The organism is Thermus brockianus (genome assembly GCF_021462505.1).
Classification (GTDB): Bacteria; Deinococcota; Deinococci; order Deinococcales; family Thermaceae; genus Thermus; species Thermus hydrothermalis.
Window position 1 is genome coordinate 372,417 of the sequence record NZ_JAKEDV010000001.1, and the last position, 16,199, is coordinate 388,615.

At 69.0% G+C, this 16,199-nt stretch carries 13 protein-coding genes; 9 read left to right on the forward strand and 4 right to left on the reverse strand.

The genetic code is table 11. The features are described 5' to 3' along the window. Window positions 1–70 precede the first annotated feature (70 nt). Entirely contained in the window at window positions 71–1,393 is a 1,323-nt protein-coding gene (locus tag LXN00_RS01985) for an aminotransferase class III-fold pyridoxal phosphate-dependent enzyme (RefSeq protein ID WP_234503966.1), read from the forward strand. Window positions 1,394–1,402: 9 nt separating this feature from the next. Continuing rightward, window positions 1,403–3,058, forward strand: a complete 1,656-nt coding sequence (locus LXN00_RS01990) for an ABC-ATPase domain-containing protein (protein WP_234503968.1) — start codon at window positions 1,403–1,405, stop codon at window positions 3,056–3,058. Here the strand turns inward: LXN00_RS01990 and LXN00_RS01995 are convergent. After that, window positions 3,055–4,596, reverse strand: coding sequence for an acyl-CoA dehydrogenase family protein (locus tag LXN00_RS01995; protein ID WP_234504140.1), 1,542 nt, complete (start codon window positions 4,594–4,596; stop codon window positions 3,055–3,057). The two genes, LXN00_RS01990 and LXN00_RS01995, sit on opposite strands and share 4 nt — an antisense overlap. 94 nt (window positions 4,597–4,690) lie before the next feature. Between LXN00_RS01995 and LXN00_RS02000 the strand changes: the two genes are divergently transcribed. The 3 genes from LXN00_RS02000 to pxpB are packed head-to-tail and all read left to right on the forward strand — an operon-like array spanning window position 4,691 to window position 8,650. Beyond that, window positions 4,691–5,086, forward strand: a complete 396-nt coding sequence (locus LXN00_RS02000; protein WP_234503971.1) for a MarR family winged helix-turn-helix transcriptional regulator — start codon at window positions 4,691–4,693, stop codon at window positions 5,084–5,086. Next, on the forward strand, window positions 5,083–7,122 hold the full coding sequence (locus tag LXN00_RS02005) for an MDR family MFS transporter (RefSeq protein WP_234503974.1): 2,040 nt from the start codon (window positions 5,083–5,085) through the stop codon (window positions 7,120–7,122). The genes LXN00_RS02000 and LXN00_RS02005 overlap by 4 nt, the downstream gene beginning before the upstream one ends. Window positions 7,123–7,126: 4 nt before the next feature. Continuing rightward, a complete protein-coding gene (gene pxpB / locus LXN00_RS02010; RefSeq protein WP_234503976.1) occupies window positions 7,127–8,650 on the forward strand; it encodes a 5-oxoprolinase subunit PxpB in 1,524 nt (507 codons plus the stop codon). 11 nt (window positions 8,651–8,661) lie between these two features. On the opposite strand, the gene LXN00_RS02015 is transcribed toward pxpB, so the two are convergent. Together LXN00_RS02015 and LXN00_RS02020 are read right to left on the reverse strand one after the other, a co-directional pair. Further along, window positions 8,662–9,864: a thiolase family protein gene (locus tag LXN00_RS02015; RefSeq protein ID WP_234503978.1), complete on the reverse strand. Its 1,203-nt coding sequence runs from the start codon at window positions 9,862–9,864 to the stop codon at window positions 8,662–8,664. Between the two features lie 104 nt (window positions 9,865–9,968). Beyond that, window positions 9,969–11,906 (reverse strand): thioredoxin domain-containing protein, encoded by a 1,938-nt coding sequence (locus LXN00_RS02020; protein WP_234503979.1) that lies wholly within the window; start codon window positions 11,904–11,906, stop codon window positions 9,969–9,971. 57 nt (window positions 11,907–11,963) lie between these two features. Between LXN00_RS02020 and nadC the strand changes: the two genes are divergently transcribed. Genes nadC through bfr form a run of 4 tightly spaced genes read left to right on the forward strand, consistent with a single transcriptional unit; the run spans window position 11,964 to window position 15,763 of the window. After that, window positions 11,964–12,806, forward strand: coding sequence for a carboxylating nicotinate-nucleotide diphosphorylase (gene nadC, locus LXN00_RS02025; protein WP_234503981.1), 843 nt, complete (start codon window positions 11,964–11,966; stop codon window positions 12,804–12,806). A 53-nt stretch (window positions 12,807–12,859) separates the two neighbouring features. After that, window positions 12,860–13,783, forward strand: coding sequence for a quinolinate synthase NadA (gene nadA, locus LXN00_RS02030; protein ID WP_234503983.1), 924 nt, complete (start codon window positions 12,860–12,862; stop codon window positions 13,781–13,783). Then, window positions 13,783–15,267, forward strand: coding sequence for an L-aspartate oxidase (locus LXN00_RS02035; RefSeq protein ID WP_234503986.1), 1,485 nt, complete (start codon window positions 13,783–13,785; stop codon window positions 15,265–15,267). The genes nadA and LXN00_RS02035 overlap by 1 nt, the downstream gene beginning before the upstream one ends. A 19-nt stretch (window positions 15,268–15,286) precedes the next feature. After that, on the forward strand, window positions 15,287–15,763 hold the full coding sequence (gene bfr, locus LXN00_RS02040) for a bacterioferritin (protein WP_234503988.1): 477 nt from the start codon (window positions 15,287–15,289) through the stop codon (window positions 15,761–15,763). Here the strand turns inward: bfr and LXN00_RS02045 are convergent. Continuing rightward, a complete protein-coding gene (locus tag LXN00_RS02045) occupies window positions 15,760–16,086 on the reverse strand; it encodes a winged helix-turn-helix transcriptional regulator (RefSeq protein WP_071676174.1) in 327 nt (108 codons plus the stop codon). The genes bfr and LXN00_RS02045 overlap by 4 nt on opposite strands. Window positions 16,087–16,199: the final 113 nt, after the last annotated feature.

Sequence of the window (16,199 nt, forward strand, 5' to 3'; positions counted from 1 at the left end):
AAGAATGATAACGCAATCTCACTAGAAGCGCAACGCCCCTGCCGTGGGCGCTAAGGTATAATCCGCACACATGGACCTTAAGGCCCTTCACAAACGGCATGTCCTCACCCCCTGGGTGGCCCAGGGTTCCCTGAACCCGCCCTTGGTGGTGCGGGGCGAGGGGGTCTGGCTTTGGGATGCGGAGGGCCACCGCTACCTGGACCTCTCCGCCGGGCTCGTGGCGGTGAACCTGGGGCACGGCCACCCCAAGGTGGTGAAGGCCATCGCCGAGCAGGCGGCCACCCTGGCCTACGCCGCTCCAAGCCTCTTCCACGACAAGCGGGCCCTTCTCGCCAAGGCGCTTTCCGACCTCGCCCCGTGGCCGGAAGGGGCCAGGGTCTTCTTCACCCCCTCGGGGGCGGAGGCCAACGAGGACGCCCTCAAGTTCGTCCGCCACCTCACGGGGCGGTTTAAGGTCCTCGCCGCCTACCGCTCCTTCCACGGGGCCACCCATGGGGCGGCGAGCCTCACGGGGGAGAACCGCCGCTTTCCCGCGGAACCGGGCATCCCGGGGGTGGTGCACTTCTTCGCCCCGTACCCCTACCGGAGCCCTTTTTACACGGATGACCCCAAGGAGGAGGTGCAAAGGGCCTTGGACCACCTGGAAAGGGTCCTCCTCCACGAGGACCCTTACCGGGTAGCCGCCCTCTTCCTGGAGCCCGTGGTGGGCTCCAACGGGGTCATCGTCTACCCCGAGGGGTACCTGGAGGGGGTGCGGGCCCTATGCGACCGCTACGGCATCCTCCTGGTCTTTGACGAGGTGATGACGGGCTTCGGCCGGGTGGGGGCGGCCTTCGCCGCGGAGCGCTTTGGGGTGGTCCCCGACCTCATCACCTTCGCCAAGGGGGTGACCTCCGCCTACGTGCCTTTAGGCGGCGTCCTGGTGCGGGAGCGCCTGGCGGAGCGCTTTGACGAAACCCCTCTCCCCACGGGGCACACCTACGCCGGCCACCCCCTGGCGGTGGCGGCGGGGCTTGCGGCGGTGGAGGCCTACCGGGAGGAGGGCCTCTTTGAGCGAGCCCTGGCCCTGGAGGGCTTTTTCCGGGAGGCCCTTTTGGCTCTAAAGGAAAGGCACCCCGTGGTGGGGGAGGTGCGGGGGCTTGGGGCCTTCTTCGGCCTGGAACTGGTGAGGGACCGGGAAACCAAGACGCCCCTTTCCCCCTGGCACGCCCCTTTTAGCCCGCCCATGCAACGGCTCCTCCAGGCCCTCTTCCAGGAGGGCGTCTACCTTCTTGCCAAGCACAACATCCTCCTCGTGGCCCCGCCCCTCACCATCCGGGAGGAGGAGTTCTTGGAAGGCGTAGAGCGGCTTTCCCGCGCCCTGAGGCGGGTGGAGGTGGAGGCCTTGGGGTAGGCTTTAGGGGTGCGGCGGCTTGCGGACCTCTATTCCCTTCTGGCCTCCCTGGAGGGTAAGCCCTACCCCTTTTACAAGGACCTGAAGGGCCTCTGGCAAGGGGAAGGCTTCGCCTTGCGCTTCGTGCACGTGCAAGGGGACCCCTTCGCAAGCCCCTCGGTCCTGGAGGTGCGCTACCCCAAAGAGGCCCTGGACCGCCTCCGGGTCTATGGCGTGGCGGCGGGGCGGGTGGCGGTGGAGGATTTTCTCCTGAGAAGCCTCAAGGAGCGGCTTCGGGCCCTTCCCCCTATTGGCGGCATGGGCCACTCGGGGGAGGTGCGGGTGGAGGTGGAAAGCCCCAAGGTCCTAAAGCGGGCCGGGGCCCATTTGGGGGAAGAGGGGCTTTTCCTCCGCTTCCGCTTAGGCCTTCCCGCCCAGGGGCGGCGCATCCTGGGCAAGGAGGCGGCGAGGCTTTTTAGGGCTCTTGCCGAGCACCTCCGGGGCTTTCTCCTGGAGTTGGACGAAAGGGGGCTTCTCCGCCACGTGCACCAGGCGGAGGACTTCGCCCATATCCAGGAGAGGCTTCCCGAGCGGGGCCTCGTGGCCTTCGTGGGGGAGGGGAGCGTGCTTCCCCGGGAAAGCGGGGTGAGCCAGAGGCCCCTCAAGGGGGCCATCCCCTTCCAAAGCCCGCCAAGCCTCAAGGTGGCCTTCCGGGTACCCCACGCTGGGGAGGTCTTGGGCATGGGGCTTCCCCGGGGCCTCACCCTCATCACCGGCGGGGGGTTTCACGGGAAGACCACCCTCCTCGAGGCCTTGGTCCACGGGGTCTACCCCCATGTGCCCGGGGACGGGCGGGAGTGGGTGGTGACGGAGGCTTCGGCCGCGCGGGTCCAGTCGGAGGACGGAAGGAGTGTGAGGGGCGTGGACCTAAGGCCCTTCGTCCACGACCTCCCCTTGGGCCAGGACACGGCCTTCTTCTCCACCGAGGACGCCTCGGGCTCCACGAGCCTGGCGGCGGCCATCCTCGAGGCCCTGGAGCTCGGCGCCCGCCTCCTCCTCTTAGACGAGGACACCTGCGCCACCAACCTCCTGGTGCGGGACGCCCGCATGCAGGCCTTGGTGCGGCGGGAAACCCTGACGCCCCTACTGGACCGGGTGGCGGACCTCAAGGCCCTCGGGGTGAGCCTGGTCCTGGTGGTGGGGGGCGTGGGGGACTATCTGGAGCTTGCGGACACCGTGATCCTCATGGAGGAGTACCGGGCGCGGGAGGCCACGGAGGAGGCCCGGGCCGTGGCGGAGGCCCACCCCACGGGCCGCACCTTCGGCGAGCCCCGCTACCCCTTGGCCGTGCGCCCCAGGATCCCCTTGCCCGAAAGCTTTGACCCGAGGCGGGGGCGGAAGGCCCGGGTGAAGGGGCGGGGCCTCCGGGAGCTGGTGTACGGGGAGGGGGTGGTGGACCTCTCCGCTTTGGACCTCTTTGAGAACGCCCAGGTGCGGGCCATCGGCGCCTTCTTCCAGCGCCTCATGCGCCTGGCGGACGGCAAGACCCCCCTGAAGGTCCTGGTGGAGCGGGCTTTGCAGGTGGAGGACCTCTTCTCCCTGGAGGAGGCCCCGGAGCTCGCCACGCTCCGCCCCCTGGAGCTCGGCGGGGCGGTGAACCGGCTCCGGGCCCTGGAGGTGCGCTAACCCTCCCAGGGGTGGTAGAGGGCGGGCCTTCTGGCGCCCGCCGGAATCCCTTCCCCTTCCAGGAAGGCTTGGGCGTAGAGCCGGGCGAGCTCGGGAAAGGGGGCCTTGGCCACCTGGGAGAGGGCGTGGACGGCCACGGCGTCCGCCAGGCGCCTGAGGGCCTCCTTGGCGTACCAGGGGCCCTCCTCGGCCAGGCGCTTTAGGGCCTTTTCCGCATGGGCCAGGGCCACAGGGGTTTCCTTTAGCGCCTCCAGGAGGGGCTCGTGGGCTTTCTTTTTGGCGATGGCCTCCGCCATGTCCAGGGCCTGGATGTTGGCGGGGCCTTCCCAGATGGGGGTGATGAGGGCCTCCCGGTGCCAACGGGCAAGCCCGTAGTCTTCCAGGAAGCCGATGCCGCCAAAAAGCTCCATGGCGAGGGCGGTGAGGGCGGTGCCGTGCTCCGCCGTGCGCCCCTTGGCCAGGTGGGAGAGGAGGCGGGCGTAGTGGTAGGAGGGCGAGTAGGGAGGGCGCTCCTCCCAGGCCCGGTCAAAGGCGGCCACGGCGAAGAAGGCCAGGGCCGTGCCCCCCACCTGCCTCAGGCGCATCTCCAGGAGGTCGCGTTGCACCAAGGCGTGCTCCACCAGCTTCCGGCCAAAGGCGCTTCGGCGCCCCACGCGGAAGAGGACCTCCAGGTGGGCCTTCTTGGCGATGCCCATGGCGGCCACGGCGTTGGCCAGGCGGCTCACCGTGAGGTTTTCCAGGGTGTAGTAGATGCCCTCCTCCAGCCTGCCGATGGGGTAGGCCAGGCTTCCCTCCAGCTCCACCTCCCCCGAGGGCACGGCCCGGGTGGCGAGCTTTTCCTTAAAGCGGCGCACGCGGAAGTTGAGCCTCCCTTCCACCTCCCGGGGCAGGAGGAAAAGGCCAAGCCCTTTGGGGCCCTCCGGGGCTCCCTCGGGCCTCGCCGTGACCAGGGCGTAGTCCGCCAGGCCCGCCCCGGAGGCGAAGTACTTGTCCCCCTGGTAGAGGCGGAAGGCGCCTCCTTCCCGCCGGGCCAGGGTGCGGTTCGCCCCCAGGTCGCTTCCTCCCTGGATCTCCGTCATCCAGGTGGCCCCGTAGGCCTGGCCATAGAGGAGTTCCCGCTTCACCCCCTCGTGCTCCGGGGCGTATTTATGGAGGGCGTAGGCCACCTGGTGGGTGATGGTGAGGATGCAGTAAAGCCCCCCGTCCGCCAGGAGGTAGCCATAGGCGTAGTGGAGGGGCCAGCCCTTGCCCTCGTAGGCGGGGCGGACCATGGGGCGGAGCTTTTCCAAAAGCGCCCTTTGCGCCGGGGAGAGGAGGGCCCGGTCCAGGCGGTTCCCGTCCAGGTCGTGCATGAGAAGGCGAGGGGAGGCGTCCTGGTCCACGTGGTGGGCCACCTCCAAAACCTCCTCCCCCACGAGCCGGCCGAAGGCGGAAAGCGCTTCCTGGGGCAGGCCCGGAGAGAAGGCGTCTAAAATCGCCTTTAGGTCCGGGTCCAAAGCGTAATGGTCCTCGCCCTGACTATAGAAGAGGCCTTTCATGGTTTCCTCCGTCACCAAGCTACCCTTGGCCTTCTTGGGGGTCAAGGTGGCCTGGTTCACATTCAAATAGTTTGTTATGAAATAATCTCATCCCATGGTCTTTGAGGTCCTGGGCCGAATCTGGCGGTTGCAGCGGGCCCTCCGCGAGGAGGCGGAACGGGGTCTTAAGGGGCTTGGGGGCCTCGAGGCCTGGCTCTTGCGCGTCCTCAAGCACCACCCCCACCCCACGGAGGCCGCCCGGCGCATGGGGCTACCCCTGCCCACGGTGAGCCACATGCTCCGCCGCTTGGAGGGCGCAGGCTTCGTGGCCCGGGCCCTGGACGAAAAGGACCTGCGCCGCTTCGCCTTCCGCCTAACCCCCAAGGGGGAAGAGGCCTTGGCCCAAGCGGAGGCCCTCATGGAAGAGGCCCTGCGGAAGCGCCTTTCCCGGCTTTCCCCAGAGGAAGTCCAGGAACTTTTGAGGCTCTTAGCGAAACTGGAGGAAGCATGAACCCCACGCCACAAGAAGTTCGGTACACCATGTTGGGCATCTTTCTTGGGATGTTCCTGGCCGCCTTGGACCAGACCATCGTTTCCACGGCCATGCCCCGCATCGTGGGCGAGCTAAAAGGGGCGGAGTACTACGCCTGGGTCACCACCAGCTACCTCCTCACCTCCACGGTCTCCGCCCCCATCTTTGGCCGCCTCACGGAGCTTTTCTCCCGCAAGGCCATCCTGCTTTGGGCGGTGGGGCTTTTCCTCCTGGGCTCGGCCCTTTCCGGCCTCTCCCAGAACATGGCCGAGCTCATCCTCTTCCGCGGCCTCCAGGGGGTGGGGGGTGGGGCGCTTTTCGCCCTGGCCCTCACCACCATCGCCGTCTTCTTCCCGCCTCGGGAGCGGGGAAGGCTTGCGGGGGCCTTTGGGGCCATCTTCGGCCTTTCCTCGGCGGTGGGGCCTTGGCTTGGCGGGTTTCTCACGGACCACCTTTCCTGGCGGTGGGTCTTCTACATCAACATGCCCGTGGGGGCGGTGGCCCTTTGGTTCATCCTCCGTTATATGCCCCGCCTGAGGCCCCTTCACCGGGAGCCCTTTGATCTCCTGGGGGCTTTCCTCCTCGCCCTCTGGACCGTGCCCCTCATGCTCGCCTTCTCCTGGGGCGGGAGCACGTACCCTTGGGCGAGCCCGGTGATCCTAGGGCTTTTGGCGGGCGCCCTTTTGGGCCTTTTCGCCTGGGTCTACGCCGAGCTTCGCGTGCCTTACCCCCTCTTTGACCTCTCCGTCTTCCGCATCCCCACCTTTTCCCTTTCCGCCCTGGCGGCCTTTTTCTACGGCCCCGCCTTCCTTGGGGCCGTGGCCTTCCTGCCCCTCTACCTGCAGGTGGTGAAGGGGGTTTCCGCCAGCCAAAGCGGGGTCACGGTCCTGCCCCTAACCCTTGGGGTCATGGTGGGGAGCATCGGCGGGGGGCAGCTCGTGGCCCGCCTGGGGCGGTACAAGGCCATCCTCTTGGGAAGCGCCCTCTTCCTTTTCGCCCTTTTCCTCACCCTCCACTTCGCCTTGGAGGTGGGCACGCCCCTCTACCTGGTGATCGCCCTCTTCTTCCTTCTGGGCCTGGGGTTGGGTCCGGCCCAGAGCGTCTTAAACATCGTGGCGCAAAGCGACCTACCCAGGGAGCGCCTGGGAAGCGGGACCAGCATGGTGCAGTTCACCCGGCAGATCGGGTCCACCATGGGCATCGCCCTTCTGGGCACCATCCTGGCGGGAAGCCTTTCGGACCACCTCAAGGCCGCCTTTCCCGGGGGGAGCACCCCCGCCATGGCCCGGGCGGGGGAGGGGATGGCCTTGGACCTGGACCGGGAGTTCGCCCGCCTAAAGGAACTCCTCCCCCGGGCCCTTGCCGGCGATGCCGCCGCCTACCAGGCCCTTTCCCAAGACCCCTTCCTCCCCGAGGCGTTCAAGAAGAACCTGGAGCCTGGGGGGCTTCCCGCCCGGTTTGCCCGGCTTAGGGCGGAGGTGGAAAGGGCGCTAGAGGGGGACGAGGCCGCTCGGGAAAGCCTCCTCCGCGACTCCAGGCTTCCCGCCGAGCTCAAGGGGCTTCTCCTCCCGGGGGGCCTCGTGAAGGGTACCCTGGACCTCCTGGCCCGGGCGTGGGAGGGGGATGAGGCGGCCCGAAAGGCTTTGGAGACGGGCTCCTTGGCCCCGGCCCTTAAGGGGCTTCTCGCCGCCCCGCCACCCCCCGCCCTGCGGCCCCAGGTCCTGGCCCAGGTGGAGGCCGGGCTTAGGGGCGAGGAGGCCCGCCTTAAGGCCCAGGTCTTGGAGGGGCTTAAGCGGGCGGAGGAGGAGGCCCTTAGGCAGGCCACCCAGAAGGTTTTGGCGGAACTCACCGCCGTGGAGGGCAAGGTGAAAGGAGCCCTTATGGAGGGCATCGTGGCGGCCCTAAAGCGCATCTTCCTCTTTGGCGCGGGCTTCGTGGCCTTGGCCTTCGTGGCGGTCCTCTTCCTGCCCAACCGGGAGCTTGCGGGCCGCATCCCCCAGGCCTCGCTAGAGTAGAGGGGTGGAGGGGCTTTACCTGGTTTTGGGCGAGGGGCTTTCCGAGGAGGCCAACCGCCTGGCCCAGGGCCTGGCCCGGGCCCTTCTGGAAAACGCCCCGCCCGGGCTTTTGGAGGCGGTCCCCGCCTACGCCACCCTCTACCTGGAGTACGACCCGAAGCGGCTTCTAGGGAGGGAGCTCCTCCGGCTTCTCAAGGCCTTGCCCCCGGTGGGGGAAGGGGAGGGGAGGGTGGTGGAGATCCCCGTGCGCTACGACGGGGAGGACCTCCTGGAGGTGGCAAGCCGCACGGGGCTTTCCCGGGAGGAGGTGAAAAGGCGCCACCAGGCCCCCCTCTACCGGGTTTACGCCCTGGGCTTTACCCCGGGCTTTCCCTTCCTGGCCCCGGTGGACGAGGCCCTGCGCCTTCCCCGCCGCCCGCACCCTAGACCCCGGGTGCCGGCCCACAGCGTGGCCATGGCCGGGGTCCAGACGGGCATCTACCCCTTGCCCTCCCCTGGGGGATGGCACCTCCTGGGCACCGCCCTGGTGGCGGTTTACGATCCCCAGCGGGAAACGCCCTTCCTCCTCCGCCCTGGCGACCGGGTGCGGTTCGTGGAAGGGGAGGGTACCCCTCCCCCGGAGCCCGCGCCCCTGGAGCTCCTGCCCGAGACGCCCCTCCTACCCGCCATCCGGGTGGAGGAGCCCGGCCTTTTGGACCTCTTGGTGGACCGGGGCCGGTTCCTTGCGGGGCACCTGGGCCTCGCCCGCTCGGGGCCTTTGGACCCCTATTCCGCCAGGCTTGCCAACCGGCTCGTGGGCAACGGGGAGGGGGCGCCCCTTTTGGAGTTCGCCTACAAGGGGCCGGTGCTCACCGCCCTACGGGACCTGGTGGCCGCCCTTGCCGGCTATGGCTTCGTTGGCCTCCTCGAGGGGGAGGAGATCCCGCCGGGGCAGAGCTTCCTGTGGCGGAAGGGCAAGGCGCTCCGTTTCGTGCCCAAGGGGAAAGGGGTGCGGGCCTATCTGGCGGTGGCGGGGGGCCTTCAGGCCCGCCCCTTCCTGGGCTCGGTTTCCCCGGACCTTAGGGGGCGGGTGGGCCGCCCCTTGCGGGCGGGGGACGTGCTCGGCCTAAAGGAGGTGCGGCCCGTTCGCCCGGGGCGCGCTTTCCCCCAGAGGCCCCTGCCGGAGCCCTTTCGCCTCCGCCTTAGGCCGGGCCCAGACGTGAGCGGGGAGGCCCTCCGGGCCTTCCTCTCTGGGCCTTTTCGCGTGGCCCGGGCGGACCGCATGGGGGTGGAGGTTTTGGGCCTCGAGGTCCCGGGCGGGGAGGGGCTTTCCAAGGCCACGCCCTTGGGCGGGGTCCAGGTGCCCCCTTCGGGGCGGCCCCTTATCCTTCTGGCGGACAAGGGGAGCTTAGGGGGCTACGCCATCCCCGTGCGGGTGGCGCCGGAGGACCTGTGGCTTTTGGGGCAGGTTTGGCCAGGAGCGGAGATTAGGTTCACGTACTGGCAAAATCGTGAAACTTATCGCATGAAGCTCCCCTGGCCTCCCTGAAGCGGGAAAGCCTACACCGCCTCCACCACCATGGCGATCCCCTGGCCCACCCCGATGCACATGGTGGCGAGGCCGAACTGGACCCTTCGCCTCCGCATCTCGTGGACCAGGGTGGTGAGGATGCGGGCCCCCGAGGCCCCCAAGGGGTGGCCCAGGGCGATGGCCCCCCCGTTGGGGTTGAGCCTGGGGTCCTCCATGTCCAGGCCCCATTCCCGCAGGACCGCCAGGCTCTGGGCGGCGAAGGCCTCGTTCAGCTCAATGAGGCCGATATCGGCAAGGGTAAGCCCCGCCCGCTCCAGGGCCTTCCGCGTGGCGGGCACGGGGCCGATGCCCATGATCCTGGGGGGCACCCCCGCCACGGCCACGCTCCGGATGCGGGCGAGGGGTTTAAGCCCATGGGCCTTGGCGTAGTCGTCGGAGACAAGGAGGACCGCCGCCGCCCCGTCATTGAGGGGGCTGCTGTTCCCCGCCGTCACCGTGCCTCCCTCGCGGAAGACCGGCTTGAGGCTTGCGAGCTTCTCCAAGGAGGTGTCCCGCCGGGGCCCCTCGTCCACCGCCACCACCCCTTCCTCCTTCCCCCGCCGCACGGGGATGGGGACCACCTCCTCTTGGAAGCGCCCCTCGTCCCAGGCCCTCACCGCCTTCTGGTGGGAGAGGAAGGCGAAGCGGTCCTGCTCCTCCCGGGGGATTTGGTACATCTCCGCCAGGTTCTCCGCCGTCTCCCCCATGCTCTCGGTGCCGTAGAGGGCCTGCATCCTGGGGTTGACGAGGCGCCAGCCCAGGGTGGTGTCGTACATCACCTGGTTGCCGGTGGGGAAGGGCCTATCGCTTTTGGGCACCACGAAGGGGGCGCGGGACATGGACTCCACCCCGCTTCCCACGTAGACCCGGCCCTCCCCGGCCCAGATGGCCCGGGCCGCCTGGGCCACGGCCTCCAGGCCGGAGCCGCAGAGGCGGTTCACCGTGCAGCCCGCCACCTCCACGGGGAAGCCGGCGAGAAGGAGGGCCATGCGGGCCACGTTGCGGTTGTCCTCCCCCGCTTGGTTGGCGCAGCCGGCGTAGACGTCCTCCACCGCCTCTTTGGGGACGCCGGAGCGCTCCATGAGGGCCGAGAGGACGTGGGCCAAAAGGTCGTCGGGGCGCACGGAGGCCAGGGCGCCTCCGTGCTTGCCGATGGGGCTTCGCACCGCTTCCACGATCCAGGCTTCGGGCATGTGGGCCTCCTTACCGAACGGTCGGTAGTAGCTTAGCGGATGGGGGCTTGTGGGTCAAGCGAGGGAGAGACTAACGGAACAAGCCGTGCTAATCGTGAAAAGTGTCACATATCGCCAAACCTCCGCTCTAGCTCCTCCCACGTCCCTGCCGGCCGCGCGCACACACCCCGCCGGCAAAGGTAAGCCTTTCCCGGTTCCCGCCCCTCCAGCGCCGGCAAGGCCCCGGCGGGCCCCAAGACCAACTGGGTTAGGGGCAGAAACGCCCCCTTCGCCATCTCGGCCATGGGGGAGGGTAGGGGTAGGGCAAGCTCCGAGCCCCGTTCCAAGAGGGCTTTTACCAAGAGCGCCCCGGGCAAGGCCTGGGGGTACCTGCGGAGCCAGTGGGCCTTCGCCGCTAGGAGGCTTTCCGCCCGCTCCCAGTAGTCGCCGTAAAAGATGGCCCCAAGCCGGAAGAAGGCCTCCGCCAGGGCGCTTTCCCCCGAGGGCAAGGTGGCCTCCTCTACCTCCTCCGCGGGGAGGGGCAGCTTGGAGGAAGCCTTGCCCTTCACAAAGGCCTCCCAAGCAGCCTCGGCCACCGCCTGCGCCTGGGCCAGGTAGGGCCACTCCCCCGTGGCGGTGTAGAGCTCCAGGAGGGCCAAGGCGGTAAAGCTTTGGTCCGTCAAGAAGGCTTCCTCCCCCAGCGCTCCAGCCCGCCAGGCGTGGTGGAGAAGCGGACCTTGGCGCATGGCGCCGAGGAGGAAATGGGCCCCTTTGCGGGCCGCTTCCAGGTAGCGGCGCTCCCCTAAGACCCTACCCCCTTCGGCCAAGGCCCGCACCGCCAGGGCCGACCAGTCGGCCAGGACCTTGTCGTCCAAAGCGGGGGGCAGGCGTTTTCTCCGCGCGCTGAGGAGCTTCTGGCGCACCCTCTCCCGCCAAGGCCCAAAGGCCTCGCCGAGCTCTTCCGCCACCTTTTCCTCCCCCCAGGCGGTGAGGACGGAGCGCCCTCCGAGGTCCTCTCCCAGGGCAAAGTAGCGCTGGGCCAAGGGAAAGTCCTCCCCCAGGGCCTCGGCGAGCTCGGCCTCCGTCCAAGTGTAGTACCGACCCTCTTCCCCTTCGCTTTCCGCGTCCAGGGCGGTGTAGAACCCCCCCTCTTTTCCCTGCATGGCGAGGAGCCAGTCCAGGGTTTCCCGGGCCACCCGCAGGAAAAGGGGGTCGCCGAACACCTTGTAGGCCCCCAGGTAGACCCGGGCCAGGAGGGCGTTATCGTAAAGCATCTTCTCAAAGTGGGGCACCCGCCAGAAGCGGTCCACGCTGTAGCGGTGGAACCCCCCGCCCACCTGGTCGTAAAGGCCCCCGAGGGCCATGGCCCGGAGGGTTTTGGGGAGGAGGGCCTTGGCCTCCTCCTCCCCCTCCCAGGCCCGGGCCAGGAGGTAGAGGAGGAGGGTGCCCTGGGGAAACTTGGGGGCGGGGAGGAAGCCGCCCCATTCCGGGTCAAAGGCCTGGGAGAGGGCCTCGAGGGCCTCCCGCTCCGCCCCTTCCGGCACGGGGCCCGGGGGTGGGGTGAGGCTTCGCCAAAGGGCCTGGGCCAGGCTTTCCGCTTCCCGCAAAAGGCCCTCCCGCTCCTCCCGCCAGGCCCTGGCCACGGCCGAAAGCACCCGCTTGAAGCCAGGAAGGCCCATCCGGTCCTCCTTGGGGTAGTAGGTCCCCCCGAAGAAGGGCTTCCCCTCGGGGGTGAGGAAGAGGCTCATGGGCCACCCTCCTTGCCCCGTGAGGCTCACCAGGGCCCGCATGTAGGCGGCGTCCACGTCGGGCCGCTCCTCCCGGTCCACCTTGACCGGAACGAAGTGGGCGTTGAGGAGGGCCGCCACCTCCTCGTCCTGGAAGGACTCCCGGTGCATCACGTGGCACCAGTGGCAGGCGGCATAGCCCACGGAGAGGAAGATGGGCTTGTCCTCGGCCTGGGCTTTCCGGAAGGCCTCCTCCCCGAAGGGGTACCAGTCCACGGGGTCCTGGGCGTGGGCGAGGAGGTAGGGGCTTCGGGCATCCTTGAGCCGGTTCGCCATCCCCCTAAGCCTAGCTCCCGGAAGGAGGCCGTCCCCGGCCTTTCTTACAATGGGGGCGTGTGGCTCTTGGGCCGGGATTTGGACGCGCGCCTTTCGGCATGGCTCGCCGAGGACCTAGGGCAGGGGGACCTCACGAGCGCCCTGGTGGTGGAGGAACGCCTTTGGGGGGAGGCGGTCATCGTGAGCAAGGCGGAAGGGGTCATCGCCGGCCTGCCCGTGGCGGGGCGGGTCTTCCACCTGGCAGACCCCGGGGTGCGCTTTACGGCTAAGGTGGCGGAGGGAAGCCCCGTGGTGCCTGGGGCAGAGGTGGCCCGCCTCGAGGGCCCCTTGCGGGGGATTTTGGCGGGGGAGCGCCTGGCCCTCAACCTCCTGCAGCGGCTTTCCGGGATCGCCACCCTCACCCGGGCCTACGTGGAGGCCCTGCGGGGCACCAAGGCCCAGGTCCTGGACACGCGCAAGACCACCCCGGGCCTCCGGGACCTGGAAAAGTACGCCGTGCGGGTGGGCGGGGGGCGGAACCACCGCTTTGGCCTATTTGACGGCATCCTCCTCAAGGAGAACCACATCCGGGCCGCAGGTGGCGTGCGGGAAGCGGTGCGGCGGGCCAAGGAGGGGGCGCCCCACTACCTCAAGGTGGAGGTGGAGGTGACAAGCCTGGAGGAACTGGAGGAGGCCTTGGCCGCAGGGGCCGACCTCATCCTCCTGGACAACTTTTCCCCGGAGGCGATCCGCGAGGCGGTGCGCCGGGTGGCGGGCCGGGTACCCCTGGAGGCGAGCGGCAACATGACCCTGGAGCGGGCCCGCATGGCGGCGGAGGCGGGGGTGGACTACGTGAGCGTGGGGGCCCTCACCCACTCGGCCAAGGCCTTGGACCTCTCCCTCCTCGTGGTGCGGCCGTAGATGGGCTACCATAGGGCCAAAGAAGGGGGCCACGCCCCCGCGCCCGAAGGACCATGGAAAAAGAAGTCCTCATCCAGGAGATCCAGAAGCTCAAAGCCGAGCGCGAGGCGGTGATCCTCGCCCACTCCTACCAACGCCCCGAGGTGCAGGAGGTGGCGGACTTTGTGGGGGACTCCTTGGGCCTGGCCCGGGAGGCCCAACGCACAAAGGCGAAGGTGATCGTCTTCTGCGGGGTCCACTTCATGGCGGAAACCGCCGCCATCCTGAACCCGGGGAAGACCGTGCTCCTGCCGGACCTCGAGGCCGGCTGCTCCCTGGCGGACAGCATCCGCCCGGAGGACGTCCTCGCCTGGAAGGCGAAGCACCCGGACGGCATCGTGGTGGCCTACGTGAACACCAAGGCCGAGGTGAAGGCCCTAGCCGACGTGTGCGTCACCAGCGCCAACGCCCTCGAGGTGGTCTCCCGCTTGCCCCAGGACCGGCCCATCTACTTCGTCCCGGACATGTTCCTAGGGGCCTACGTGGCCCGCATGACCGGGCGGAAGCTAGACCTCTTCCCCGGGGAGTGCCACGTGCACGCCGGCATCCGCGAGGAGCACCTGAAAGCCCTCTTGGAGGCCCATCCCGGGGCGGAGTTTCTGATCCACCCCGAGTGCGGGTGCGGCACGGGCTGCCTCTACCTCAAGCCCGACGCCAAGATGCTCTCCACGGAGGGCATGGTGCGCTACGCCAAGGCCTCCGAGGGCAGAACCTTCGTGGTGGCCACGGAGGTGGGCATCCTCCACCGCCTGGAGAAGGAGGCCCCGGGCAAGGCCTTCTTTCCGGTGAAGCCGGACGCCATCTGCGAGTACATGAAGCGGATTACCCTGGAAAAGGTCTACCTCTCCCTGAAGGAGATGCGCCACGTGGTGCGGGTGCCCGAGGAGGTGGCCAGGAAGGCCCGGCGGGCCCTGGAGGCCATGGTGGCCGTGGGGTGATGGAGCGCCTCTCGGCGGACCTCCTTGTTCTCGGGGCCGGGGTGGCGGGGGTGTACGCCGCCTTGGCCGCGGAGGCTCGGGGCGCCAAGGTCCTCCTCCTGAGCAAGGACCCCCTGCCCTCGGGCTCCACCCCTTGGGCCCAGGGAGGGATCGCCTTCCCCTTGGACGAGGAGGACCTGGAGGCCCACCTCCAGGACACCCTGCGGGCCGGGCGGGGCCTGGTGGAGGAACGGGTGGCCCGGAGCCTTCTGGAGGAAGCCCCCCGCCACCTGGCGCGGCTTCAGGCCCTGGGGCTTCCCTTCCACCCCCAGCCCACCCGGGAAGGGGGGCACTCCCGGCCCCGGGTGCGCCACCTGGGGGGGGACCAAAGCGGCCTCCTCCTCCTCCAGGGGCTCCTCGCCCGGCTTAAAAGCCCCGTCCTCCAGGGCTACATGGCGGCAAGCCTCCTCCTCGCCCAGGGCCGGGTGGCGGGCGTTTGGGCCCTTTCCCCGGAAGGCCCCCTGGAAATCCGGGCCGGGGCCGTCCTCCTCGCCACCGGGGGACTGGGGCGGCTTTTCCCCGTGACCACCAACCCGGAAGGGGCCACGGGGGACGGGATGGCCTTGGCCTTCTGGGCGGGGGCGGTCCTCAGGGACCTGGAGTTCGTCCAGTTCCACCCCACCGCCCTCCCCAACGGGGCCCTGGTTTCCGAGGCCTGCCGGGGGGAAGGGGCCCTCCTCCTGAACGCCTGCGGGGAGCGCTTCATGGAGCGGTACGACCCCCTCCGGGAGCTCGCGCCCCGGGACGTGGTGGCCCGGGCGGTCCACCGGGAACGGGAGGCCACGGGAGGGGTCTTCCTGGACCTCAGGCCCATCCCCCGCCTGGAAGCCCGCTTCCCCACGGTGGTGGCCCAGGCCCGCGCCCTGGGGTTTGACCCCCTGAGGGAGCCCCTCCCTGTGGCCCCGGCGGCCCACTACGCCATGGGCGGGGTGAAGACGGACCTCTTTGGCCACACCGGCATCCCCGGGCTTTACGCCGCCGGGGAGGTGGCCTCCACGGGGTTCCACGGGGCGAACCGCTTGGCCTCCAATAGCCTTCTGGAGGGCCTGGTCATGGGGGAGCGGGCAGCCCTTGCCGCCCTGGAGGACCTGGCCTTTCCGCACGGGGCCGAGGCCCTTCCCGCCTGGACCCTGGACCCCGCCTACCTCCCCGCCCTAAGGGCCCAGATGGGGAAGGCGGGGGTGGTGCGCTCCGGGGAGGGCCTGCGGGAGGCCCTGGCCTTTGCCGAGGCCTTACCCCTGCGGCAAGTACCCCCCAGGGAGGCCACCCGGCCTTCCCTGGAGGCGGGGAACCTCGCCCTACTTGGGAAATGCCTCCTCCGCATGGCCCTCCTCCGGGAGGAAAGCCGCGGGGCCCACTTCCGGGAGGACTTTCCCCAGGAGGCGGAAGCGCCTTACCACCTCGAGGCCCAAGGCGGGGCGGTACGCCGGGTGCCCGTGGGTTAGAATGGGGGCGGAGGTTCCTATGAAAGGCCACCCCGAGGTCATCCAAAGCCTGCAGGAAAGGCTTTCCGAGGAGCTCGCCGCCATCTTGCAGTACATGGTCCATGCGGAGATGGCGGAGAACTGGGGCTTCAAAGCCCTCGCCCGCCACCTCAAGGCCCACGCCATCACGGAGATGCGCCATGCGGAAAAGCACATTGAGCGCATCCTCTTCCTGGAAGGCTTCCCCGAGGTAAGCCGCATCGGGGAGATCCGCATCGGCAAGAACGTGGAGGAGATCCTCTTCCGGGATTACGAAGGGGAACTGATGGCGGTCAAGGGCTACAACGAAACCATGAACCTGGCCCAGTCCTTAGGGGACAACGGCACCCGGGACATGGTGGCGGAGATCCTCAAGGACGAGGAAGCCCACGTGGACTGGCTGGAGGCGCAGCGGGAGTTGAAGGAGCAGATGGGCCTCGCCAACTACCTGCAGTACCTGGCGGGGGAGGCGGACTAGGCCACGGGGGCCTTCAGGTTCTTGCGGGCCCAGCGGTCAATGGCGGCGATGACCGCCTCCAGCTCCCGGCCCGCCTCCGTGAGGCTGTACCGGGTCCTGGGGGGCATGTGGGACTCCACCCGTTTCTCCACGAGGCCTAGGCTCACCAGGTGCTCGAGGCGCTGGGAAAGGGTAGCGGGGTTCACGCCCCCGATGGCCCGGGAGAGCTCGTTGAAGCCCTTAGGGCCCTCCAGGAGAGCCCGGATGATGTGCAGGGTCCACTTCTCCTGGAGGAGGTTGAGGGCCGCGTAAACCGGGCAGTAGGCCGCCTCGTGCTCGGCCATGGGCCTATTGTACCACGGGGACCCTCTGGGGCATTTTCCGCGCTTCCACGCCCAAAGCGAAACCCGGGCCATCCACCCTTGCTTTTCCCGTTCTCTATGTGGAAATATGGAAG

Excerpts from the sequence above, each read along its gene's own strand:
- bfr (WP_234503988.1), top strand. The coding sequence starts at position 15,287 with ATGAAAGGCCACCCCGAGGTCATCCAAAGCCTGCAGGAAAGGCTTTCC.
- LXN00_RS02005 (WP_234503974.1), top strand. The coding sequence starts at position 5,083 with ATGAACCCCACGCCACAAGAAGTTCGGTACACCATGTTGGGCATCTTT.
- LXN00_RS01985 (WP_234503966.1), top strand. The coding sequence starts at position 71 with ATGGACCTTAAGGCCCTTCACAAACGGCATGTCCTCACCCCCTGGGTG.
- LXN00_RS02015 (WP_234503978.1), bottom strand. The coding sequence starts at position 9,864 with ATGCCCGAAGCCTGGATCGTGGAAGCGGTGCGAAGCCCCATCGGCAAG.
- LXN00_RS02000 (WP_234503971.1), top strand. The coding sequence starts at position 4,691 with ATGGTCTTTGAGGTCCTGGGCCGAATCTGGCGGTTGCAGCGGGCCCTC.
- LXN00_RS01995 (WP_234504140.1), bottom strand. The coding sequence starts at position 4,596 with ATGAAAGGCCTCTTCTATAGTCAGGGCGAGGACCATTACGCTTTGGAC.
- LXN00_RS02035 (WP_234503986.1), top strand. The coding sequence starts at position 13,783 with ATGGAGCGCCTCTCGGCGGACCTCCTTGTTCTCGGGGCCGGGGTGGCG.
- nadA (WP_234503983.1), top strand. The coding sequence starts at position 12,860 with ATGGAAAAAGAAGTCCTCATCCAGGAGATCCAGAAGCTCAAAGCCGAG.
- LXN00_RS02020 (WP_234503979.1), bottom strand. The coding sequence starts at position 11,906 with ATGGCGAACCGGCTCAAGGATGCCCGAAGCCCCTACCTCCTCGCCCAC.
- LXN00_RS02045 (WP_071676174.1), bottom strand. The coding sequence starts at position 16,086 with ATGGCCGAGCACGAGGCGGCCTACTGCCCGGTTTACGCGGCCCTCAAC.